Origin of the sequence: Sphingorhabdus lacus (assembly GCF_009768975.1) — a bacterium.
In the GTDB taxonomy this organism is placed as follows: Bacteria; Pseudomonadota; Alphaproteobacteria; order Sphingomonadales; family Sphingomonadaceae; genus Sphingorhabdus_B; species Sphingorhabdus_B lacus.
The window spans coordinates 1,998,435-2,020,899 of sequence record NZ_CP035733.1 but is presented as its reverse complement, the minus strand read 5'-3'; the positions used below and the strand labels follow the sequence as shown (position 1 = coordinate 2,020,899).

General features: G+C 56.3%; 20 protein-coding genes. 14 read left to right on the top strand and 6 right to left on the bottom strand.

Going from position 1 to position 22,465, the window contains the following annotated elements; translation table 11 throughout:
- Positions 1 to 3: 3 nt before the first annotated feature.
- On the top strand, positions 4 to 1,023 hold the full coding sequence (locus tag EUU25_RS09485; RefSeq protein WP_158900425.1) for an aldo/keto reductase: 1,020 nt from the start codon (positions 4 to 6) through the stop codon (positions 1,021 to 1,023).
- A gap of 69 nt (positions 1,024 to 1,092) precedes the next feature.
- On the opposite strand, the gene EUU25_RS09480 is transcribed toward EUU25_RS09485, so the two are convergent.
- Positions 1,093 to 2,559: a Ppx/GppA family phosphatase gene (locus tag EUU25_RS09480; RefSeq protein ID WP_158900423.1), complete on the bottom strand. Its 1,467-nt coding sequence runs from the start codon at positions 2,557 to 2,559 to the stop codon at positions 1,093 to 1,095.
- A complete protein-coding gene (locus EUU25_RS09475; RefSeq protein WP_187351262.1) occupies positions 2,556 to 4,706 on the bottom strand; it encodes an RNA degradosome polyphosphate kinase in 2,151 nt (716 codons plus the stop codon). Before EUU25_RS09475 ends, EUU25_RS09480 begins: the two co-directional genes overlap by 4 nt.
- 179 nt (positions 4,707 to 4,885) lie before the next feature.
- Between EUU25_RS09475 and EUU25_RS09470 the strand changes: the two genes are divergently transcribed.
- The 5 genes from EUU25_RS09470 (at position 4,886) to EUU25_RS09450 (ending at position 11,069) form a co-directional block, all read left to right on the top strand.
- Positions 4,886 to 7,702 carry a TonB-dependent receptor gene (locus EUU25_RS09470; RefSeq protein WP_158900421.1) on the top strand — a complete coding sequence of 939 codons (2,817 nt, stop codon included), beginning with the start codon at positions 4,886 to 4,888 and terminating at the stop codon, positions 7,700 to 7,702.
- Entirely contained in the window at positions 7,702 to 8,736 is a 1,035-nt protein-coding gene (locus EUU25_RS09465) for a phytase (protein ID WP_158900419.1), read from the top strand. The genes EUU25_RS09470 and EUU25_RS09465 overlap by 1 nt, the downstream gene beginning before the upstream one ends.
- Before the next feature lie 47 nt (positions 8,737 to 8,783).
- Positions 8,784 to 9,221 (top strand): hotdog fold thioesterase, encoded by a 438-nt coding sequence (locus EUU25_RS09460; protein WP_158900417.1) that lies wholly within the window; start codon positions 8,784 to 8,786, stop codon positions 9,219 to 9,221.
- An 89-nt stretch (positions 9,222 to 9,310) separates the two neighbouring features.
- The gene (locus EUU25_RS09455) at positions 9,311 to 10,546 is read left to right on the top strand and encodes an alpha/beta fold hydrolase (protein ID WP_158900415.1); all 1,236 of its coding nucleotides are present in this window, start codon (positions 9,311 to 9,313) and stop codon (positions 10,544 to 10,546) included.
- A gap of 70 nt (positions 10,547 to 10,616) precedes the next feature.
- Positions 10,617 to 11,069, top strand: coding sequence for a hypothetical protein (locus EUU25_RS09450; RefSeq protein WP_158900413.1), 453 nt, complete (start codon positions 10,617 to 10,619; stop codon positions 11,067 to 11,069).
- Here EUU25_RS09450 and EUU25_RS09445 read toward each other — a convergent pair.
- A complete protein-coding gene (locus EUU25_RS09445; RefSeq protein ID WP_158900411.1) occupies positions 11,066 to 12,265 on the bottom strand; it encodes an FAD-binding domain-containing protein in 1,200 nt (399 codons plus the stop codon). The genes EUU25_RS09450 and EUU25_RS09445 overlap by 4 nt on opposite strands.
- Positions 12,266 to 12,454: 189 nt before the next feature.
- On the opposite strand from EUU25_RS09445, the gene EUU25_RS09440 reads away from it, so the two are divergent.
- Both EUU25_RS09440 and EUU25_RS09435 read left to right on the top strand, forming a co-directional pair.
- Positions 12,455 to 13,153: a hypothetical protein gene (locus EUU25_RS09440; RefSeq protein ID WP_158900409.1), complete on the top strand. Its 699-nt coding sequence runs from the start codon at positions 12,455 to 12,457 to the stop codon at positions 13,151 to 13,153.
- Between the two features lie 368 nt (positions 13,154 to 13,521).
- Entirely contained in the window at positions 13,522 to 14,013 is a 492-nt protein-coding gene (locus tag EUU25_RS09435) for a TspO/MBR family protein (protein ID WP_246162636.1), read from the top strand.
- Positions 14,014 to 14,047: 34 nt separating this feature from the next.
- Here the strand turns inward: EUU25_RS09435 and EUU25_RS09430 are convergent, their stop codons facing one another.
- Together EUU25_RS09430 and EUU25_RS09425 are read right to left on the bottom strand one after the other, a co-directional pair.
- Entirely contained in the window at positions 14,048 to 14,560 is a 513-nt protein-coding gene (locus EUU25_RS09430; RefSeq protein WP_158900407.1) for a DUF4188 domain-containing protein, read from the bottom strand.
- The gene (locus EUU25_RS09425) at positions 14,557 to 15,279 is read right to left on the bottom strand and encodes a TetR/AcrR family transcriptional regulator (protein ID WP_158900405.1); all 723 of its coding nucleotides are present in this window, start codon (positions 15,277 to 15,279) and stop codon (positions 14,557 to 14,559) included. The genes EUU25_RS09430 and EUU25_RS09425 overlap by 4 nt, the downstream gene beginning before the upstream one ends.
- 357 nt (positions 15,280 to 15,636) lie before the next feature.
- Between EUU25_RS09425 and EUU25_RS09420 the strand changes: the two genes are divergently transcribed.
- The 3 genes from EUU25_RS09420 to EUU25_RS09410 all read left to right on the top strand — a co-directional run bounded on the left by EUU25_RS09420 (position 15,637) and on the right by EUU25_RS09410 (position 19,666).
- Positions 15,637 to 16,833: a site-specific integrase gene (locus EUU25_RS09420; RefSeq protein WP_158900403.1), complete on the top strand. Its 1,197-nt coding sequence runs from the start codon at positions 15,637 to 15,639 to the stop codon at positions 16,831 to 16,833.
- 97 nt (positions 16,834 to 16,930) lie between these two features.
- Positions 16,931 to 17,155 (top strand): helix-turn-helix transcriptional regulator, encoded by a 225-nt coding sequence (locus tag EUU25_RS09415; protein ID WP_158900401.1) that lies wholly within the window; start codon positions 16,931 to 16,933, stop codon positions 17,153 to 17,155.
- Positions 17,156 to 17,293: 138 nt separating this feature from the next.
- On the top strand, positions 17,294 to 19,666 hold the full coding sequence (locus EUU25_RS09410) for a bifunctional DNA primase/polymerase (RefSeq protein WP_158900399.1): 2,373 nt from the start codon (positions 17,294 to 17,296) through the stop codon (positions 19,664 to 19,666).
- Between the two features lie 385 nt (positions 19,667 to 20,051).
- Here EUU25_RS09410 and EUU25_RS09405 read toward each other — a convergent pair whose 3' ends face one another.
- Complete coding sequence (locus tag EUU25_RS09405; RefSeq protein WP_158900397.1) at positions 20,052 to 20,258, bottom strand: hypothetical protein; 207 nt, start codon at positions 20,256 to 20,258, stop codon at positions 20,052 to 20,054.
- 287 nt (positions 20,259 to 20,545) lie between these two features.
- Here EUU25_RS09405 and EUU25_RS09400 point away from each other — a divergent pair, with 287 nt between their 5' ends.
- The 3 genes from EUU25_RS09400 (at position 20,546) to EUU25_RS09390 (ending at position 22,413) form a co-directional block, all read left to right on the top strand.
- Positions 20,546 to 21,205 (top strand): hypothetical protein, encoded by a 660-nt coding sequence (locus EUU25_RS09400; RefSeq protein WP_158900395.1) that lies wholly within the window; start codon positions 20,546 to 20,548, stop codon positions 21,203 to 21,205.
- Between the two features lie 411 nt (positions 21,206 to 21,616).
- Positions 21,617 to 21,799, top strand: a complete 183-nt coding sequence (locus tag EUU25_RS09395) for a ParB N-terminal domain-containing protein (RefSeq protein ID WP_158900393.1) — start codon at positions 21,617 to 21,619, stop codon at positions 21,797 to 21,799.
- Between the two features lie 41 nt (positions 21,800 to 21,840).
- Positions 21,841 to 22,413 (top strand): hypothetical protein, encoded by a 573-nt coding sequence (locus tag EUU25_RS09390; protein WP_158900391.1) that lies wholly within the window; start codon positions 21,841 to 21,843, stop codon positions 22,411 to 22,413.
- Positions 22,414 to 22,465: the final 52 nt, after the last annotated feature.

The window sequence follows — 22,465 nt, the reverse complement described above, 5'->3', positions numbered from 1 at the left end:
AATATGGAACATCGCCGTCTGGGCAAAAGCGCTGTTGTTGTTTCCGACATCTGCATGGGAACAATGACCTTCGGATCGCAAACCGAAGAGGCAGAGGCGCATCGCATATTGGACAAATGCCTCGATGCCGGAATCAACTTCTTCGACACGGCAGAGGGCTATCCTGTTCCGCCCGACACCAAATGGGTCGGCCGGACCGAGGAAATTGTCGGGCGCTGGATGAAGGGCAAGAACCGCGACGCGATCATCATGGCGACGAAGGTGTCCGGCCCAAGCCATGTGTGGTTCAAATCCCCCAAGCGCGGCGGCATGACGGCGCTGGACCGGCATAATATTACCGTCGCGGTCGAAGACAGCCTGCGCCGGTTGCAGACCGACTATATCGACCTCTACCAAACCCATTGGCCCGACCATGACACCGCTTATGACGAGACCATGGAAACGCTGGATGAACTGGTGCGCGCCGGAAAAGTGCGCGTGCTGGGCTGCTCGAATGAAACCAGCTATGGCCTGATGAAGTCGCTTGCGACCTCGGAGCGGCTGGGCACGGCGCGCTACCATACGATCCAGAATAATTATTCGATCAACAACCGCCGGTTCGAAGATGAACTGAAGCAGGTCTGCCGTCAGGAAGGCGTGTCGTTGCTGCCCTATTCCCCCTTGGGTGGCGGCGTGCTTTCGGGCAAATATCTCGACAACCAGCGCCCGGAAGGTGCCCGCTTCTCGCGCTATCTGGAAATGCAAGGGGAACGCCAGTTCGACATGGCGCAGCGTTTTGCCGGACCAAGGGCGCTGGAATCAACGGCGCGGATTGTCGCCATTGCGAAAGAGGCGGGCATGTCGCCCATCACCCTAGCGACGGCTTGGTCGAAACAGAATGACTTTGTGGCCTCGACCATCGTGGGCGTCAGCCGCGAAGATCAACTCGACGAGATTTTCGCGGCGATTGACCTGAAGCTGAGCAAGGAAGTGATGTCGGCGGTGCACAAGGTTACGAAAGAAATTCTGTACCCAATGGGGTAGTGGTTAGGGTGACGGGATGTTTAACTTCAACAACACCGAAGGCTTTTTCACGCAGCTTTGCCCGCCCGATCAGCCCGTCACAATCTCCGAACGACCATAGCCCAAGGCTTCGGCCAGTGCCTGCAACCGGCGCTGGACCGAGTTGGAACGCAGTCTTGTTGCCTGACCGCTCAACCGCAGGCGTAATATGGCGTCGTCGCCTTCGATCCGGCTGTCGGACAAGGCGCGTCCGGTGCCGCCGTCGAGCCGCTGGGCCAGACGGATCGCCAAGCCCCAGATTACTGCCTGCGCCAGCGCACCCGGCTTGGCGAGATTAGCCAGCATTTCCGGCAGCGTCCGCTTGCCCGCATGCACGGTCCATAAAGCGGCGGCGATGATCGCACGGTCGCTGGCGACGACACCCGGCCAGTTTCCGTCGAGCGCCAGATCAAGCGCATGATCGGCGCGATATTCGGGGTTCACATTCCACACGCTGTCCGACAGCAGGCAAGCGGCGCGGCACAGACGCGCATCGCCATCGCTTTGTCCGGCGAACACGGGGGCAATCCAGTCGGCCAGCGCATCGCCATGGAAGGGGAAACGCGCGAGGCGTTCGCCTTCAAAACGGGTCGCGGCGATCAGGGGATCTTCACGGCGTTCGGCATCGGACAATTGGTCGAACAGCAAACCTTCGCGCAGGCCATAGACGCTGGTGACAAGCTCGCGCGGCTCCAGAAGGCGCACGACCGCCGCCAGCAAGGCTGTGGCGCCCGGCAGCGCCGCCATACGGGCAGAGGCAATGACCTTGGTCTGGGCAAGCGCGGCTTCGTCGTTGATCAGCGGCATCAGCCGCGTCGGCGCATCGGGTGGAATCTGGTAATTGGACAAGATGGTCAGCGGATAACCGGCGTCATGCATATGTAGCCGCGCAAAGGACCGCCACGACCCGCCGATCATGTAAAAGGGCAGGTTGGGTTCGTACGGAAAGCCGTCTTCACCCTTCAGGACGGCAATTTCCTGCCGCAGCATCTGCGTAATCTGCTTGGTCGTTTTGCCTTTGAGGGCTTCCTGCCGCAGCGTGCCGAGCGGCAGGGAAACCCGTTCGTGCAATTTGCCATCTGCAACCCGGATCAATTCGAGGCTTCCGCCACCCAGATCGCCGACATAGCCATTGGCGTGCGGATTGTCGCTGATGACACCAAGGCCGGCCGCCGTGGCTTCGGTTTCGCCATCGAGTACTTCGACGCGGATACCCAGTGCCGCAGCACCTTCGACCAGTTGCTGGCCGTTCTTGGCTTCGCGCGTGGCCGCGGTGGCGACAACGCGCAGCGTGTCCACTTTCATCGCACGGGCCAGCGTCTCGAACCGGCCAAGCGCGGCCAGCGCCTTTTTCATTGTCGCGCTGTTGATGACGCCGTCGCCCGCAAGGCAGGCGCCCAGCGCTACCCGGCTTTTTTCATTGTAAATCGGCATCGGCGCGCGCGGCAGGCCGTCATAGACGACCAGACGGATCGTGTTGGAGCCGATATCGATGACGGCCTTGCGTGTTGATCTCATCTCCGCCGGACGAGGCTAAGCGTCGGCACCTTCTTTTCATCGGCCAAAGCGCCGCCCCGACCGGACAAGGACGCATTGGTCATGAAATAATGGTGCAGATTGAATGGCATATCGCCAGCCTTTAACCTTTCATAACGGCCATCGGACCGCAACATCCAGCTTTGCTGATTGTCGAGAAGGTTTGCAACCATTACCTGATCGAGAATCTGGTCATGGACCGTCGGGTTCTCGATGGGCAGCATATATTCGACGCGCCGGTCGAAATTGCGCGACATCCAGTCCGCCGACGAGATGAAGACTTTCGCCTTGGAATTGGGAAGATCCGCGCCGTTGCCCATGGCCCAGATGCGGCTATGTTCCAGAAAACGTCCCACAACCGATTTGACACGGATGCGCGACGACATGCCCTTGACCCCCGGCCGCAGGCAACAGATGCCGCGCACCACCAGGTCGATTTCGACGCCGGCCTCGCTCGCCTGGTAAAGCTTGTCGATGACCTCCTTGTCGACCAGCGAATTCAGCTTTGCCCAGACGGCACCAGGTTTGCCCGCCTGCACATTGGCGATTTCCTGATCGATCAGCGCCATCACCTTTTCGCGCAGGCCCAGCGGGCTCATCGTCAGCAGTTGCAGATTGCTCGGCGGAATATAGCCGGTGATATAGTTGAAGATCTGCCCCGCATCATGCCCGACGCGCGGGTCCGCGGTGAAGAAGCTGATGTCGGTGTATATCTTGGCGGTGATCGGGTGGTAATTGCCCGTGCCCAGATGGCAGTAGGTGCGAAAACCATCGGCTTCGCGGCGTACGACCAGCGAAATCTTGGCATGGGTTTTCATGTCGACAAAGCCGTAGACGACCTGCACGCCGCTATTTTCAAGCTGCGACGCCCAATGGAGATTCTGTTCTTCGTCGAAACGGGCTTTCAGCTCGACAATCGCGGTGACCGATTTGCCGGCCTCGGCGGCTTCGCACAGCGCCCGGATGACCGCCGATTGTTTGCCTGCGCGGTAGAGCGTCTGCTTGATCGCCACGACATCGGGATCGCGCGCCGCCTGCTGCAGGAAGGCGAGCACCACGTCGAAGCTTTCATACGGGTGGTGGATGACGATGTCTTTTTGGCGGATGGCGGCAAAGCAATCGCCATCATGTTCCAGGATGCGTTCGGGAAAACGCGGCGAATAGGGCGGGAATTTGAGCGAGGGGCGGTCTTCCTCGACCAGTTGCGCCAAATCGCCGATCCCCAGAAAGCCGACGGTTTCCGCAACGAGCGATGATCCCGCGCCGAGTTCGGTGCGGATCAGCGTCGACAGTTCGGCGGGCAGGCCCTTTTCCAGTTTCAACCGGATAATCTTGCCCCGCCGCCGCCGTTTGATGGCGCTTCGGAAATAGCGGACGAGGTCTTCGGCCTCTTCCTCCACCTCGATATCGCTGTCGCGGATGATGCGGAACGCGCCGGCGGCGATCAATATATAGTCGGGGAACATCTGCCCGACGAAATGGCGGATCAAATCTTCGATGGTCACAAAGCGGGTTCCGGCACCCGGCAGGCGCACAAAGCGCCGCAGCGACGACGGGATCATCACCAGTTGCCGGACGACTTCGCCATCATCCTTGCGGCGCATGTCGAATATCAGGCTGATGCCCTGGTTGGGAATGAACGGAAAGGGGTGGGCCGGGTCAAGCGCCTGCGGTGTTAGCACGGGCAATATCTGTTCGCGGAAATAGCGTTCGACTTCGGCGGCATGGGTTTTGCCGATGGCGGCAGGTTCGACGACCTTGATGCCTTCGGTGGCCAGTTCCTTGAGCAGTTTCTTCCAAAGCTTTTGCTGCTCCGCCATCAAGGCGTCGGCGGCGGCGACCGTGGCGGCCAACTGTTCAGACGGCGTGCGGCCATCAATAGATAGCTCTTCAATCTTGCGCGACTGCTGCCCGCGCAGGCCCGCCACGCGCACCATGAAGAATTCGTCGAGGTTCGTTCCCGAGATCGACAGGAAACGCAGCCGCTCCAAAAGCGGGTGTGCGGGATTGGCGGCTTCTTCGAGGACGCGCTCGTTAAATTTCAGCCAGGACAATTCGCGGTTGAAATAGCGGCTGGCGGCCAGGTTTTTCTGGGCTTCGAGAGTGTTCAAACCGGGCGCGGGCTTCACGAATATCGTCCTTTATTACGGGTCACCGAGCGGTGGCATGGAAACATTACGTTTTTACGGCATCGGTCGATAAAAAATGTAATATTTCCGTCCCTATTTTGTCATCGCTTATAAGCGGTCGAGTCACAAGCCCTGCCTAATGCGCCGGAAACCATGTTGGTTAGCCAGGGGCAAGGTACATGAAATCGCATACATTCGCATCCGTTCGTCTTTTGAAAGCATCCATGCTGGTAAGCGCCGCAATTGTGGCCTTTTCGGCACAGACCGTTGCCGCACAAGAGGCTCCTCCCGCTGACGCGGCCGACGAAGGCGAGGCGATTGTCGTCACCGGTTCGCGCCCGATTGCCGAATCCGAAGCCGCCGCCTTGCAAGTGCAGCGCAATTCCGATTCTCTCGTCACGGTCGTTGCATCGGACTCGGTTGGCCGTCTGCCGGACCAGAATATCGCGCAGGCCACAGGCCGCCTTCCGGGCGTCGCGGTCGAGCGTGACCAGGGTCAGGCGCGCTATATCTCCTTGCGCGGTGCACCGAACTATTGGACGACCCTGTCGTTTGACGGCATCAACGTCGTCAGCCCCGAAGGCCGCGATGTGCGGTTTGATTCCATTCCGTCAGCTCTGGCGGCGCAGATTATCGTGTCCAAGGCGGTAACCCCCGACATGCCGGGCGAAACAATTTCGGGCAATGTAAACATCATTACCCGCTCGGGCCTCGATTATGATGGCTTCCATCTGTCGGGAAAACTGGGCGCTGGACAGACAGAATTGGGCAAGCGTGGCGAATATGAAGGTTCGCTAACCCTTTCCAATAAGTTTGACACCAATATTGGCGAAATCGGGATCCTTGTTTCGGGCAGCTATTATGAACGCAACATGCTGACCGACAATTTTGAAATTGATTGGGAGCAGGTTTCCAATGATCGTCGGCCCGGTTTTGAATCGCGCTTCTGGGCCCGCGAAACGGAAAACAAACTCTATCGTTTGACCCGTAAAAACTATTCGATTTCCGGCCGTATTGATTTTCGTCCCGACCCCGGCAATGTGATTTCTGTCCGCTCGCTCTACACCATCTTCACCGATGATGAGGCGCGCGATAACTATATCTTCGACTTGGATGACCGTCAGGGCGATCTGGTCGCAAATACCGCAGCTTGCACCGGCGGAACAACAACGCCGACGACATCTGCCTATGCCGATGCGTGTATCAACAGTCCTTTTGCCGGAACCGTCTACGGGGTCGACATCAACCAGCGTTCGACATTGCGCGCGTTCCGCCAATCGGTTTTCACAAATACAATTGAGGGCAAGCATGAACTTGGTGAAAATTGGGGACTGAAATGGGTCGCCAATTACACCAAGTCGATAGACGACCGCTCCGTAGTGGGCGAGACCCGCTGGGACAGCCCGTCGACCCGCACCCTGCGTCCAACGGTCGCTTATGATTTTACCAATAACAATCTTGCCCGTGTGCAGTTGTTCACGACCAACCAGCTCACTTTGCCAACGCGCTTTTCGGCAGGTACGCCTGTTACGGCGATCGACACTTTTACCAAGCCGCTGACGTCGTTCCGCTCGCTCGATGCCGTCGATCCTACTTCAGCCTATACGTTCAAGGGCGAGTTGTCGCACGACACTAACCTCTTCGGCGGCGAAACAACTTTCCGCGCTGGCTTCCAATATGATCAACGCACCAAGATCAACCGCGAGCGTGAATTGCTGCTCAATTCTGCGGCACAGTTTACGGCCGCAGGTATTGGTACCACCTACGACCAATTCTCACTGGATATCCCGTTCCGGGGCGAAATACCTTTGGGCTACACATTCCGCTATTTTGATCTCGACGCGATGCGCGATTATCTTGAACGTGCAAAAACGGTTCGCGGTTTTACGCCGGTGTCGGGTAACCACTATAATGTCCGCGAACGTGTCCTGGCTGGATATATCATGGCGAACAGCAAGTTCGATTGGGGCAATGTCGTGGGCGGCGTTCGCGTGGAAAAGGTGACCAACAGGGGCCGTTCGCTTGCGACAATTCCGGGCGTGGTCGGCGAGATTGAGGCGTCTAGCAGCACAACCATGGCCTTCCCCAGCCTGCACATGAATTTCGATGTCAACGATGACGAGAAACTGCGCATCGGGTTCACCAGCGGGGCTGCGCGCGCCGATTATGACCAGTTGCGTCCCAATGTTGTGGTCAACGATGCCAACCAATCCATTTCCGGCGGTAACCCTGCGGTCAAGCCGGAACGCGCCTATGGCGTTGATGCCTATTATGAATATTATGTCCAGCCACAGGGCTATTTCATGCTCGGCGCGTTTTACAAGCGCGTGGAAGATGTGCTGTACAATTCGCGCCGTACATTCGGTTCAAACGCCCTGGATACCAACGGTATTGACCGCTCCGGATATGCCTTCAGCGGGATTACCAATGGTGGTTCCGGGCGCATTTTCGGTTTTGAGGCTGCCGCCCAGATCCAGCTTGAACCTTATGTGGCCGATCTGGGGCTGCCCGACTGGATGGGCGGCTTTGGCCTGACCGCGAACGCAACCTATAACGACAGTGAAGTCAAAAAGCCTGCCATCGTCAATGCGGCGGGTGTCATCACGTCGCCGGAACGCCGCGTGCCGCTGCCGGGCACTTCGCAGGTTGTTTACAATGTCGGCGCCTATTACGAAAAATACGGTCTGTCGCTGCGTCTGCAATATCAGAACCGCACGACCTGGGCAGACGGTTTTGCCGATGATCTGGCGGATGCAGGCGACACCTATTGGGCCGATGATGACGAGCTCGATTTCTCGGCACGTTATGAAATTTCGAAGGGCTTTGAAGTCTATTTCGATGCGTCCAACCTGCTCAACAACCCGGGTCGTCGCTATTCCGACCCGTCGAACCTGCTGAACGCCAGCGGTATTCCGGCGGTGCGCAATGGGCAGTATACCATCGAGTGGGAGCAATTTGGCCGTCGCTATTCGGGCGGCATCCGCGTCAACTTCTGATGCGCGCTGTCTTTGTCCTGGGGACCCTGCTTCTCGCCGGTTGCGCCTCCACGCCGCAACCGGTGATGAGCCCGCTGCCCACCGCGCCGGTCACCGCCTCGGTCGAAACCGATCCTGTCGGAACGGCCGACGATGCCGCTGACGATCCCGCCATCTGGCGCAATGCGGCTGACCCGGCGGCAAGTCTTGTGGTTGCGACCGACAAGCAGGCGGCGATCCATGTCTATGACCTGAAGGGCAAGCGGCTCCATTCCGCCCCGTCGCCCCGGCTGAACAATGTCGACCTGCACGATATGGGCGGCACGACCGGTGTGCTCGTGGCCGCCAGCGACCGGCAGGATATTGCCAACGCCAAGATGGCGCTGTTCCGGCTCGACACCACTGCCCGGCAACTGGTTCCCATCGGCAGCATCGCCGTCGGCACCGGCGAAGCCTATGGCATGTGCCTGTGGCAACGGGCGTCGGACAAGGCGCTGTTCGGCTTCCTCGTCCTCAAAGATGGCCGTATCGATCAGGTCGCGCTTGACCTCAGCGGTCCTGTCCCCACCGGCAAGGTCGTGCGCAGCATGAAGCTTGCGACCCAGTCCGAAGGCTGCGTCGTCGATGACCGCACGGGTATCCTTTACGTGACCGAAGAAGATGTGGGCCTGTGGAAATTCGACGCCGCGCCCGACGCGCCGGTCACCGCCACGGCACTCGCCAAGGCCGATGGCAAGGAAATCGTCATGGACGCCGAAGGTGTGGCCCTCGCTCCAGAAGGAGCCGATGGCGGCTATCTGCTCGTCTCCAGCCAGGGCGATAACGCCTATGCCGTCTATCGCTTGCCCGCCGTCACCTATGTCGGACGCTTCCGCATTGGCGATGGCGCGCTCGACGGGGTGCAGGAAACCGATGGCATCGAACTGATGCCCGGCGATTTCGGACCCGCCTTTCCCGACGGACTGTTCGTCGCGCAAGATGGCGACAACCGGCCGCAGACCCAGAATTTCAAATATCTGGGCTGGGCCGAAATCCGCAAGGCATTGGGGCTATAGGCAAAAGACGGTGTTGCAATGGCGTGCCTGCGGGTTATGGGCAGGGCATGACAAAAATCTGGTTTGACGAGACGCTTGACCTTGAAGGCCTGACCAAAGGCAGCAGCGATTGTATGCCCGGCTATGTCGGGATTGAATTTACCGCTTATGGCGATGACTGGCTTCAGGCCCGTATGCCGGTGAACGAGCGGACGAAGCAGCCCTATGGCCGCTTGCACGGCGGCGCGTCGGTGGTGCTTGCCGAAACCATCGGTTCAACAGGCGCGGCGATGACCGTCGATCGCAGCAAATTTGCAACCGTCGGGATGGAGATCAACGCCAACCATATCCGCCCGGTCAAGGACGGCTTCGTCACGGCAACCGCGCGCGCGGAATCGATTGGCCGCACCACGCAGATCTGGTCGATCCGGATCGAGGACGAGGCGGGCAAACTGGTCTGCATTTCGCGTATCACTATGGCTGTTATTCCGACCGACAGGGCGTAATAAGACGCGAGGACCCAGACAATTGCCGTGCGCGGGATGTCCTGCTATCGGTTATATGACACCGCTGGACAGATATTGGAAACAGACAGATGACGATCAGATATGTCCGTGAATTCAAGGGATTTGCCGGCATCCGGCTCGAATCGGATGATATCGGCACGGCGGACGATCCGTCGATCATCCTGCTGCACGGGTTCGGGCAAACCCGCAAAGTGTGGGAAGATGTCGCCGTCGGTCTGGAACAGGCCGGACGCCATGTCATCAATGTCGACCTGCGCGGCCATGGCGGCAGCGACTGGTCATCGGACAGCCGCTACGGCTTTGACGCCTATGTCGAGGATCTGCGCGCCGTGCTGGGACAGATGCGGACCCGGCCAGTGGTCGTGGCCGCCATGCACAGCGGCTGGATCGCGACCGCCGCGCTCGCCGAGGATGCCGCAACGCTCGCCTCGGGCCTGATCCTTGTCGATCCCCCGGCGGAGAAGGGCGGGCAAACCGTTCGCGCCGCGGCCGAGACAGTGTCGGCCTCGCTGCTGCAGGGTCTGGCAAAGCCCGATTATGACACGAAGCTGCTTGATCTGTTCCATGTCGACGGAACGGGCGAGCGCCTGTCGGTGGCGGCACCGCATATCAATATCCCCGTCCTCTTGATCCGCGGGGCCTTGGGCAGCGTGGAGCCCGATACCGCGTCGCCTGCCTTTGTGGCGGCCTTTCCCGATGTGGAGGCTATTGACGTCGATGGCGGCGGCTTGCTCGTCAACGCCGAACGCACCGAAGCCTTTAACGGCCTGCTCATCGACTTTCTGGAGCGCAAGCAACCGCGCTTCATTCCCGAATATCGCTCGGGCTCCGACGCCCGCACCTTGCGCGACGCGATGGGCTGCTTTGCGACCGGCATCACCATCATCACCGCGCACGCCGCCGACGGCAAACCCATTGGCCTCACCGCCAACAGCTTTACCAGCGTATCGCTCGATCCGCCGCTCCTGCTCGTCTGCATCGCCAACAATGCGGGCAGTGCGGAGACCTTGCGCTCGGCCGAAAGCTTCGCGGTCAACGTGCTGCAAATCGGGCAGCAGCCGGTGTCAAACCTGTTCGCAGGGAAAGGGGAGGACCGCTTTGCCGGAACCCGTTGGGAAGTGGGCGAATATGGCGCCCCCATCCTGCCCAGCTCGCTCGGCATCTTCGAATGCACGCGCAATGCCCTGCATGAGGCGGGCGACCATTTCCTGCTGGTCGGCAAGGTTGAAAAGGCGAGCTTTGAACCCCGCCGCGATCCGCTGCTCTATTTTCGCGGGAAATACCGGCGGCTCCACTTCACCTGAACCCCCCCGCGATTGTGGGCGCGACAAAAATGCGCTATGCTCGGGCCTTCGGGAAATAGGGGGACTTGCCGTGGCACGAACAACAGGGTGCATCTTGGGCGTCATGGCTGGTCTGGGCCTCGCGGTTCCACTCGCGGCGCAAACTGCGAAATTGCCGATCGCCGAAGGTGTCTGGGTCAAAACCGACACCAAATGCGAAACCGCCACCACCGCGCATGTCTTTGGCGGGAAACGGTTCGGCACCTTCTATTTCTACGGCCCCAAACAAAGCATGGGCCCCGCCAATGAAACCGAACCACTGGTCCGCAGCAGCAAGGTCGCAGGCGGCTTTGTCATGGTGAATGAAGGCCCGTTGGAAGTGGCGCCGCGCCCCAATGGCCAGGCGGTTGTCCGCGCCAATTCGCCCAGCCAGGGCGTGCAATGGACCGACGCGGTCCGGCTCTGCCCGCCTGCAACGCTTTCCAAAAAGATGCGCGACGCGCTGACCAAGGCGGGCCTGATCAAAGCGGCCCCCCGCCCCTAAAGCATCCGGCGTTTTTGCAGGATCGCCGGAATCTGTTCCTTGAACGGAAAGAAACCCCTGGTCGCATGGGGCCAGAAATCCTCGTCCCATTGGCGGCGGACCGGACACAGGGTGATGCCCGCCGCCTTTAAATCCTTGCCCATCTGCGCCAGATCGTCCGCCATCGGCCCCACCGGCGCATAAGCGGTCAGGACCTGCCGGACCCCGGCAAAATGGGCCGATGCAATCACCTGTTCCGATGTAATGTGCGGATAGGTCGCAACGTCGCATCCCATCTGGAAACCCACCCGCGCCGCGGTGTCGCTCAACGCGCTGTCCACAAAATCCTGTGCCTTTGCGCCCCACAAATTATTGTTCCCGCCCGACATCACCGCCCCTGCGATCCGCGCGCTTGGGGCCAACTGGTTCTCCGGCGTCATATCCTCATGCGTGACCAGCAACAGCGCGGGTTGCGCGGGGTCGAACCGCTCCACCGGCGGCAGAGGCAGGGCAGGCGGCGCGGGCTCCTCGCTCAGGTCAAAGGCTTGCGTTGCCAGCCCATCCGGCGCGAACCGGCCATTGGTGAACCGCGCGATATTCTCCCGCGTGGCGAGATAGCTTTTGCCCGCGGTCTGCAACCCCGCCACCCAGCGCCACGACAGCGTGTTGCTGGCGGCGTCCGCATCGATCAGGTGCCGCAAAAAGAAATCCGCCCCCAATTCCCACGGCAGGCGCAGCGTGAAAATCCAGATGGACGCAAACCACATCCGTGCATGGTTGTGCAGATACCCCGTATCGACCAGCTCGCGCGCCCAATGGTCAAACCCGTCAATGCCGGTCCGCCCGCCTTCGGCATCCGCCAGACCGGCGTGGTCGGTCCAACTGTCGCGCCACCGGTCGCGCCCCGCACGAAAGCGGGTCCACACCGACGGCCGCATTTCCAGCCATCCCTTCCAATAGGTGCGCCACAGCACCTCCTGCACATATTTTTCCGCCGCGGCCAGGCTATGGCGGTCCAGCACGGCGGCGACGACCTCTTCCTCTGTAATCAACCGGTACCGCACATAGGGCGACAGGCGCGACACGGCGCCCGGCTGATCCGGTCCGAAATCGGTGTTGCGGCCGGTGGCATAGGCGTGCGCGGCATGGGGCGCGAAATGGTCCAGCCGGTCCAGGGCATCTTCGCGTGTTGCCGGAAAACGGGGGGACGGTTTCATGGGGCCAGACCTATCCCAAGTCCCCCGCCCTGTCAGTTAGGGCGTTTTGCGGTAGAAAATGACGGCCACTGGTCGTGGCCGGCGTTTTAGATGGGGCTTAATTAACTGTAAAATTAGCGATGTCCTGTTTTGAACAATGTAGGACAATTCGACTCCACATTCGGATCCGGATGGGGCAGGATTATGGCTATGGAAAAGATAAAGAAATCACTCGGGTCAGGCGTTACACGGCTGTCAGAAATTGTCACTTTTTGGACGGCTCTTCCTGCGGGTGCCGTCGCCCTAATGAGTGGGTATTTATCTTCGGGTGTTAGCTGGATCGCTGCCTTAGGCCCATTCGGTGTTTTTTCAGCAGGTCTAATGGGCTTTTTCTTGTCGTCCTTGGGTCTAGCCGCAATAACTAAGAACAGACTTTGGCGGCTGCAGGTGGATACCGCAAAGCGACTTATAGGTGAGAGCTCTCCGTTTGACCCAATGGAGAGCATCTTTGTAGATAAACGGATAAAAATTGCTGACCTAATAAACCCTTATGATCAAATCATCATAGGAAAGAAATTCATCAATTGTGAGCTGATAGGACCAGCGAATATCATCCCAATGTTAGGAAACGGGAAGTTCACAGGCAATCGATTTGACCAATCTGATTCCGTTGAAATACGGAATGATGCTAAGCCTTCCAATGCTATCGGGTTTGTCGACTGCGACATTGAAAACTGTCGCTTCTTTAGAGTTACTATTTTTTGGCAACAAGGTGCACGCAAAATTGCGGATGAAATCATCACCAGTCAGAATTGGCTTACGGTTATGGAAGACTCTCAGTTGGCTTTAGAAGACAGAACTCCGGAAAACAAAGTGAACGCCAAGCCTAAAACAAAAGGTCGACTTTGAGCTCCTAAAAGATCGTTTTTGGGAGGCCCTTACTTGGCGCATTAACGCTGGATATTTACCCCACTCATTTAAGGCGCATTGGGATACTAAGCCATTGAAATGTAGGATCGCATTTGCCACTCCCAATGAGCCCTTTTCCCAACGGGAAAAGGGCGCGCTCTTTGAAATTGGGAATTAATGAAAATGTGCGGGATTTTTTCCTGCGTTGAGGGATGGAATGTCATTTTTTTTGGGGGTTTCAGCCATTGCGTTGGCGTGTGTCGGGATGTTAGCTTTTCTTTACAAAAAGGCTGTGCAGGCTTCAGCCGAGTTAACAAACGCGATAATCGCCGGTTGTAAGCCGGGCCGCTAACGGCCATAAGCGTGGAGTGCCGGAAACCCATATCATCGCCGCAATAGCCTGGGCCATCGTGCTGGGCGGGGCGGGGGGTGCCTTGACCACCATCGGTCTGTGGTACCGCAATCTCAAAAAACCGCGCTGGCAACCGCCCGACTGGTTGTTCGGGCCCGCATGGACGGTGATCCTCGGCCTTGCCGCATGGGCCGCGGTCCTTGGTTGGGAAGGGGCGGCGGATGCCGACGGGCGCAGGACGATCCTGATCCTCTATGGTGTCAACTTTGTCTGCCATTTGCTCTGGTCGCCGCTGTTCTTCACGATGCGCCGTCCGGACTGGGCCTTGTTCGAGGTGGTGTTCCTCTGGGGGTCGGTGCTCGCGCTCTGCATCGGGCTTACGCCCTATTCGCTGTTGGCGAGCTGGCTGATCGTGCCCTATCTGGCGTGGGTCAGCTTTGCAGCGATCCTGAACCTGATGATCGTGCGGTTGAACGGGCCGTTCGGGGCGAAGTTCGGGAAAGGGTGATTTGGCCCTTTGAACGGCGCCCTATGATCCGGTTTTAAAAGCCCCAAAAGCGTGGGGCTGGACCGCTGAGCCGCGACCCATGTGCCATTGAGGGGCCCGAAAAAGGGCTGTCATCGTCGACCGCGCGGATGGGGGCCACCGAACTGAACAAGGTGCGCGGCATATTGATGAACGCGTTGTCGTAACTGCCCTGCTCGATGGCATAAAGTTCATGATAGGCGCCAACGCTGTCCGTCGCCTTTACCGCTTCGTTGAATGTGGCCCAGGCAGGGGTCCGGTTCGGGAGCTTCGCGGTCGAATAACGCTCCAAATCCTCCATTGACCGCCAATATTGGATCAGAACCGTCGTGCGGCCGAACCAGGTCTGGCCCCCCAGAAAGCCGGGGTCCCCGTTGTCGTTCAGTTCGCGCAGCATTTGCGACATCTGGAACACCAGCGGAAGCCAGCGGTGGATGTGCCATGGCTTGTTGATGCGGATGCCGATCAGCAGCACGACAAAGGGCTCATCAAGGCGAGCGATCCAGCGACCTTCGTAAATCTCGTTCATCGTTCCATTTCCTTTGATTGCGGTGCCGAGGGTGGCGCTTGTGCGACCCCCAAGGCGATGCCAACACGTTGCAAGGCGGTCATTGCAAAGCCGTTTCGGGTTTCAGGACTAAGTTCCAGGGTATCGAGCGCGTCGCTGCGCATCAGGCTGACAATGCCGTGCAGGCTCGACCAGATGAACAGGGCTTCGCGATCAATGGCTTCCTGATCGAAGGGCTGCCCCCGTTCGGTGAATATGCGGTTCAACAACGTCTGGAGCACGCCAAAGGCCGCCCGCGCGCCCTGCAGCATTTCACCATGACGTTGGGGATCGGGAAGCGCGCCGCCAAAGATCAGCCGGTATTGCAGCGGCCGCGACAGGGCGAAATGGACATAGGCCATGCCCATGGCCAGCGCATCTGCGCCGATATTGTCCGTTTGGGGCGGCGCATTCAATGCGGCGGCAAACTCGGCAAAGGACCGGCGGATGACCTCGGCCAGAACATGGTCGCGGCTGGGGAAATGGCGATAGGGTGCCTGGTGGGATACGCCAAGCCGGCGCGCGACTTCGCGCAGGCTGAGACTCTCGATCCCGCGCGATTCTATGATCGCGGTGGCTTCGGTTATGCACGCTTCCCGCAAATCGAGCCGGGACGGTTGGTCAGCATCCGGCGTCATGGCCGGGGGCGCACTTTCTGTAATGGAGAAAGCAAAGCGAACGTCGCGCACATTATGAATCATCCTCGACCCGGCCCCTCATTTTACATGAGTTGACACTGTCTACAAGTTAGGCGGGAGCATATGCACTGTCAACGGGAGTCACGGAAGGCCATGTAAAGAATTGCTAAAAGCGTAGGGATATGGGGGCCCGGAACCGCGACTATGGTGGGGAGTGGAAATGGTAGACGCTGAGGGGTTCGAACCCACGACCCGCTGATTAAGAGTTCCGCATTAAGTGGTAATTCAGTGTAACTGATGGTCACTTTAGGGCTCGCAAGCTAGTAAAACCACGACATTCCAATCACTCAGCGTCATTCAGAGGCAGCCAAGGATGGCGGCCGTTCGGTGTTTGACGCGGTACTTGAAGGAGAGTGTTGAATGTCCGTATCCAATCTAACTGAAGCCCGCATCCGGGAGATGCCCTTGGGATCAGGTATACATCGAGATGCCCAAGTGAAGGGGTTGATGGTTGTTTGCCACAAAACCACAAAGACATATTCTTGCCAAGGCGACGTAAGGCGCAATGGCCGCCATGTCCGAACTGTCCGGGTCAAAATTGATCGGGTGGACAGGATTGGCCTTCGCGATGCCCGCAATAAAGCGAAGTCCATCATGTCTCAGATACAGTCAGGCATTGACCCGACTGAAGGCCCTGCCGAAACAGGTATTACCCTCGAAAAGGCATTGGATGCCCACCTTGAGGAAAAGACGCATCGCCCTCGTACAGAGGAAGGCTATCGCTACCACCTTGATCATTATCTGAAGCATTGGAGAAAGAAAGCTATTGCCGACATCTCGCGTCAAATGGTGCGTGACCTGTATGCGGAGTTGAAGCGCAAGCACGGCGAGACAACTGCTGCGAGTGTCATGCGGACGCTTCGGGCAGTCGTGAATACAGCCATGCGCATCGATGAGACATTGACTGGCAATCCGGTAGCTGCCTTGCACGTTCCATCAACGAAGCGTCGTAAGGTCGCGCCGTTGGACATTAGCGATTGGTGGCAGAAGGTGATGAAGCTGGCACCGATGCGGCGCGATTTGCATGTTGCCATGTTGCTGACTGGCGCACGCCGATCTTCGATCCTTCAGGTAAAAAGATCCGAGGTAGATGTCGAAAAGGCGATCCTGACGCTTACCCACATGAAGACAAGTGATGAGGCTTTGCAGCTGCCAATGGGTCGGAGGCTCGCCCAGATTCTCGGCGTGAGGATGGATACTGACGAACCGCTCGGCAGTGAATGGTTGTGGCCGTCAGCAAGCAGCAAATGCGGCCACGTCATGGAACCAAGGGAGGATAATCTGCCCAGTCCACATGAATATCGCCACCATGCCAGGACGCTCTATATTGCTTCTGGAGTGCCCTATGCAGAAAGTGCGCTGCTACTCGGCCAGAAGCTACCGGGAGCCTCAGGTGGCTACGTACATGCTTCACATCTTGTCGAACACCTGCGGGTTCACACTCAGGCACTGGAGGACTTCATCTTTTCCCACGCAGTGCCCAAAATTCAAGCTGTGAGGGAAACTGACTACGTCGATCCTTTGGGTTTCAAATTAGCGCTGAGTGCTCCTGAATGATGGGTTCCTGTTCCATCAACCTGAACTAGCAAGAGTGGGTAAGTCCCCAACTAAGGCCGGGCAATTTGCCCGGCCTTACTTTTTCTGGAGCTGGCAAATGCAAGAACTCACAATTGACGCGATCCGCACCGTTGTGCGGGAAGAGCTAAATCAAATTTCGACCCCTTGGTTGGATCCGGACGCAGCCGCTGCCTATCTCGGCTCGACTTCGGGAACCCTTAGGAACTGGAGGGCGAGGGGACAGGGCCCCAAATATCACATCATCCAAGATCGCTTGGTCCGCTACCATCGAGACGATCTAGACGCCTTTGTGACCAATTAACTTTCTAGACAGCTCTAGCTGATAGCCAAAAAGAGTGGGGCACTATCAACCGTAGTTGAAAGCGCCCCACGTATGAGCCGGAATGGATTGGGCTCATCCGCCAGACAGACATTGCAACTTAACTAAGAGGATTAGACTATGTCTGATGACACTAGAATTACGTCAAAAATCGCTGCCAAGCAGCCAACATTCCTTCGCAGTGCCGACTTTATCGCCCTTGCAGGTAAGCGGCCAGTTCACAAAAACTGGACTACCGATTTAAGAGTAAGGTTCGACGCCGATGAAGCTGAAAAGCGATTGCTTGAGGGTAAGAATGTAGGGGTCGTGCTTGGTGCATATGACCTTGTTGTCGATGTTGATCCTCGCAATGGTGGCGATGATTCATGGCAGCGCTTGCAGGCCGATTTAGCTATCGATGCTTCTGCTTTTCCAACCGTTCAAACTGGCTCAGGCGGGTTGCACGTTTATATGCGTTTACCCGTTGGCGTAGGTCCTTTGAAGAATGACCTCAGCAAAGAAGGCTACCCCGGCGTCGAACTCAAATGCATTGGCCGCCAAGTCGTGGCCCCCGGCTCATGTCATCCTGATACGGGTCGGGAATATGTTGTAATTCGGGATATTGATCCGCTTGAAGACGATTTGGGACTGCCATTTGCCCCATTCGAGTTGATTGCGCTTGGTGAAAAAAATGTCGCATCTTCCGCTTGTGGCAGCGGTAATAAATCACCCGAATGGCTGGCGGATGCATTAGAGCATCTGGATGTTTCAATTTATAGCGGTGACCATGACAGATGGCTGGAGTTGATGATGGCCTGTCATGACGCAACCTCTGGAGCAGGTTGTGACGAATTCGTCTTATGGTCGATTGGTGACTCTGCATATGCAGATCAAGCAGAGGTGATAGCTCGTCGTTGGGATGGTCTCAGTTCAGATGCTACAGTGCGTATTACCGCGGGTACTCTTTATAAACATTTGTCAGACGCGGGTGTTGCGCACTTGATTAAGCCTGATTTTGAAGAAGCAGCGAATGATTTCGACGACGTTGACCCATTGGACGAACCTTTACTCCTTCATGCAGTCAGCGATACGAAGGCAAAGCGACAGGCTAACGCGCAGAAGGCGCGGGAAGTGAAAGCTGAAAAAGGCAAGCTTCGCAAATTGGAAGCCGCCGCCAGCCTTGAAGACTATGCAAACTGGCTAAATGCAACTTTTGTGTATGACCGAGCTACTGGCAACCGCATAAACGTCGAAACAGGTGAAGTCTTCGATGATCGCGTGTTCGAGAATGAAAATGGCCCCGGTTGGGCTAGATCGGGCGGTAAAGGTTCGCTGCTGACTGCTATCAAGACAGGTAAGGCGGGAATAAATCTGCGCTCAGTGAAGATGGCTGCATGGTTCCCGGGGCGAGAGCGCTTTGTAGCAATCGATATGGGCACGCATGAGGATCACGCGCTTAATGTCTGGTATGACACTACTCTCGCGCCTGTCGAAGGCAATCATGAGTGGTTCGAGAACGAAGTAGAGCGTCTATTTCCCGACGATAAGCACCAGCAGTCGATACTGCTCGATTATTGGGCAGCTCGTTGTATGGAACCCGGTCGTAAAGTGCGCTGGCAACTGGTAATCGAAAGTGCGCAAGGTATTGGCAAAGGCCAGATGAAAAATGGCTTCAATACTCTTTTTGGCTGGAGCAATTGCGGAACCTTTGGTGTGACCCAGATATTGGATAAATACAATAACTGGCAGGTCTCGTCGGCAAATTTATTTGGTGAGGAAATTGGGTTTGGTACGTGGAAAGAAGCAAAGGCCGCGTATGAAAATATGAAGGCGCCGATCACTGACGACTTTATTGCTGTCCGCCCGATGCAGCGAGAAAGCCAAGTACGTGTGCCGAATGGTACGAATTATATCGTTCATCGCAACCCCGGCTATAAGTTTTACTGCCCTGATGATGATCGACGCATTTGCTATTTACAGCCATGCCCTGAAGAGATTGATGAGAAAGGCAGGCACAACCAGCAGCTTGCAAAGCATTACTCCAGTAAGGAGGATATGGCTGCTGTCCGTTGGTGGTTGATAAATGTTTGGGCGCGTGAGCGGATTGTGATGTCCGACGATGGCGTAAGCATTGCAGGTGTCGGGTCTGTTCGCTTTGATGAAGACCCGCCGATGACTGAGGCCAAGCGTAAGCTGATACGTGATAGCTTTCATGCCGATGGTAATGATGTATTGGACTATTCGAAGCTTGAGAATGTCATAAAAAAACTCGATCTGTTTGCGGCAGACGACGTGCTTACGCTTGTCAAAGAAAACCACCTCGATAGGCTCGATGCGACAGACGAACAGCTTCTGCTTGCGATCCGTAAATGGTTGAACGCGGTCGGCTATAAAAAGCACTCGCGAAATACCAATGGTGCATCAATCACTTTGTATTCGCCGATCAACGATGAAAAGTGGTCAAATATAGGACCTGCTGAGCGTGAGCGTCAGTACCTATTTCGAGCTCACTGACCCAAGACACGCTGTGTCCGGGGACAAGACATGATCGAGCCAACTATTCTTGCATATGCTCGTTTTCTAATCGTTTCTAATCCATATTTCACGTTATTGAGCAGGAAAGGGATTAGAGATGATTAGAAACAGCTACTTTTTTTTAAATTCAGATTAGAGGGTGTCGTCTTGTCAAGACACGCTGGAAGTGACTGAAACTGGCCCGATGTGTCGAAGGCAAATTGACAACCGGCGCTGATATGCCTGTTGCTTAATTTCTAAAACGCGCGCGCACGCGTGCGTGCGCCAATACTAGAGGACCCGCGCAACGATTCATCGATCAGAGCGGGTCCTTAGAATACGAGGAAGGGTTCAAACCCTCGACGAGCCTATCGTTACATGGAACTTATGTATTGGCATGCTCCAGCAGTCGCTCCTTCGCTTCCGCGATCTTTTCAGCACCCTCGCCGCGCCATGTATCGACATCATGCTTTTCTTCGTCGGCGTCCTGGCGAAGCCCGTTGATCTGCACATGATCCCATTGGTGCAGCACGTAGAACTCTTTTGCGTCGGTGTCATAGCACAGCCACCACCAGTCTTCATTCTCGGCCATGGGGCCCCTTGTCCTCGAACCTAGTTTTTCTCTCAAAATGGGCATGTAGTCTCCAATTCTTTTGTGGTGGCCACATAGGAGCGGCGGCTGAATAACGATAGGGTTAGTCTTCAAAATCCAGACCCATGCACAACCAAAATCAGACCAACTGAGTATCTATTAGGGGATATGGCTCAATCCAAGCTTTGCCGATCAACGGCTTAACCGCTGGTTGTACTCCCAAGCACCGATCACAGTACCGGCTATGCTGGTTTCTTGGATCAATACCCGCGTGCAATTACGCCCGCATGACAAAACTGACACGCAGCGAAAAGTCCATTCTCAATCGGCAAGCGCATGCTGCCGAAAGGGCAACTGTAGCCAAACCGCGTGGCCTCGATCCTCTTGATGAGCCTGTGCAAACGCGGGTTAGTCTCAAGCCAATCCCATGGAACAAGACTGTCCTTACAATCGAGGAACGAGATGCTGTCAGTGTTGCACTCTTGGGTGGTTACCCGCGTGCAGAGATCGCCGTTGCATTAGGTGTCAACGTCACCACGCTGCGTCGGCTGATCACCGATGACAAGGTGTTGATGGATGCTGTTGCTGCACGCAAGGATCTAGAAGAGGCAGAGTTATGCGACCTGCTCACAGCCAATGCCCGGCGAGGAGACAGTGCTGCGGCCATGTTCTTGCTCAAGGCGCGCCATGGCTATCGTGATCGCGACGATGCCAACCAGAAGCGAGATGAGGGTAAGAAATTCGGGGTAATGCTTATGCCAGCACCGATGTCTTTTGATGATTGGAGTGCTTCAACTGCTGCACAACAAGCTCAATTCAGGGAAGGCGATCCAACTACTAGCGCCTTTGCACCAGGAGCACAGGAACTTGCGGATCGGGCTCAACGTCATGCCCTAAGGACTCGCACGATCTTGAGTGATGGGATGAGCATGGAACGGTGTGTCTGATGCGGCAAAGTCATTCAGGTCGCGGAGCGATAGAGCAGTGTGTCCGTGGAAAATCAGCGGAACCAATCTTGATTGGCGATGGTTTAGCCCCCATATATGGAGCGTAACGTCGAAATGATACAGTGTCTGAAAAAAATGACAGCGGCGACTTCATGCAATATTACCGCGCGCAAGGGCGGTAATATTGTTGCAGGGGGTTTGTCAAGTGTGTTAGATATCCTTTGTGTTGTGATTCACACTCAGCGCCCATTCAGGTGGGCCCTACTAACGTGAATTTAACATATTTAAACGATTGAGTGCATACCCAGCGGCAACGGCCGATCCGCTGGGAAACGAGAGAGCGGATGTTTTCTCGAAGGCCAATTGAAAGGAAGTTGCTGCGGCGGATGCTGTAGCAATATGGAGTTGACCATGAGCGAACTAGATCTCTTAAAGCAAGAGTTGTTCGGCAATCCGGACAACGCTATTTCCGATATCAAGTTTTACCCCGGCGAAAGCCGTGAACACTCGATTGAGGAAATTGCTGCGTCAATACGTGCCGCAATAACCTCAGTAAAAAATGGTGGCGGTCGTCCTATTGACCTAAGCATCTAATCCACCTAGCCCTCGTCGTAGAATTTGCGATGGGGGCGGTTTTGGATTACAAAGCACTTTATAATGCGCGACAAAAGGAAGCTGAAAAGGTACCACGTGAGTGGTATGTTGATCAGTTAAAAGGGCTTCCGTGGGTGAATGATATTTCGATTAAAATCGAAGATTCACTCAAAAAAAGTGTTTTGACTGGCTTTGTTTATAGATCAGGCCTTATTTCTCACGGTGGATTAGAATATTACGATTATAACGTGATATTGGCGGGTGATCTATTAGAACCGCAAGAACGCTTTGTCGCAATCAAAGAGATCATGCATGGTTACTTTGATCCCGAAGACGTTTCGTATGCCACAGACAGTGCCGTCGCACTGGAAAACCATATGTCTCAGATGTTTGACGAATATGGTAGCGGAAAGCGCTCAAAGCATGTTCAGGCAGACGGTATGGCCCTTTGGATGGCACTTGGTGTGATTTGCCCTGCACACATCCGAGAAAAATATTTAATGGACAAAACGCCACCAGAACAGGTCGCCGAAATTCTCAATATACCCCTTAAACAAGCGCAAAATTTGCTCTCCGACAGATTTGATGCGGAGATCAGCCAAATTTTAAACTGAGGCTGCTCGGAAATCCACTGTATCAAGAATTCAAAACCTCAAATCGCGTATC

Coding starts and splice junctions, on each gene's coding strand:
- EUU25_RS09485 (WP_158900425.1), top strand. CDS start 4: ATGGAACATCGCCGTCTGGGCAAAAGCGCTGTTGTTGTTTCCGACATC.
- EUU25_RS09480 (WP_158900423.1), bottom strand. CDS start 2,559: ATGAGATCAACACGCAAGGCCGTCATCGATATCGGCTCCAACACGATC.
- EUU25_RS09470 (WP_158900421.1), top strand. CDS start 4,886: ATGAAATCGCATACATTCGCATCCGTTCGTCTTTTGAAAGCATCCATG.
- EUU25_RS09465 (WP_158900419.1), top strand. CDS start 7,702: ATGCGCGCTGTCTTTGTCCTGGGGACCCTGCTTCTCGCCGGTTGCGCC.
- EUU25_RS09460 (WP_158900417.1), top strand. CDS start 8,784: ATGACAAAAATCTGGTTTGACGAGACGCTTGACCTTGAAGGCCTGACC.
- EUU25_RS09455 (WP_158900415.1), top strand. CDS start 9,311: ATGACGATCAGATATGTCCGTGAATTCAAGGGATTTGCCGGCATCCGG.
- EUU25_RS09445 (WP_158900411.1), bottom strand. CDS start 12,265: ATGAAACCGTCCCCCCGTTTTCCGGCAACACGCGAAGATGCCCTGGAC.
- EUU25_RS09440 (WP_158900409.1), top strand. CDS start 12,455: ATGGAAAAGATAAAGAAATCACTCGGGTCAGGCGTTACACGGCTGTCA.
- EUU25_RS09430 (WP_158900407.1), bottom strand. CDS start 14,560: ATGAACGAGATTTACGAAGGTCGCTGGATCGCTCGCCTTGATGAGCCC.
- EUU25_RS09425 (WP_158900405.1), bottom strand. CDS start 15,279: ATGATTCATAATGTGCGCGACGTTCGCTTTGCTTTCTCCATTACAGAA.
- EUU25_RS09420 (WP_158900403.1), top strand. CDS start 15,637: ATGTCCGTATCCAATCTAACTGAAGCCCGCATCCGGGAGATGCCCTTG.
- EUU25_RS09415 (WP_158900401.1), top strand. CDS start 16,931: ATGCAAGAACTCACAATTGACGCGATCCGCACCGTTGTGCGGGAAGAG.
- EUU25_RS09410 (WP_158900399.1), top strand. CDS start 17,294: ATGTCTGATGACACTAGAATTACGTCAAAAATCGCTGCCAAGCAGCCA.
- EUU25_RS09405 (WP_158900397.1), bottom strand. CDS start 20,258: ATGGCCGAGAATGAAGACTGGTGGTGGCTGTGCTATGACACCGACGCA.
- EUU25_RS09400 (WP_158900395.1), top strand. CDS start 20,546: ATGACAAAACTGACACGCAGCGAAAAGTCCATTCTCAATCGGCAAGCG.
- EUU25_RS09395 (WP_158900393.1), top strand. CDS start 21,617: ATGAGCGAACTAGATCTCTTAAAGCAAGAGTTGTTCGGCAATCCGGAC.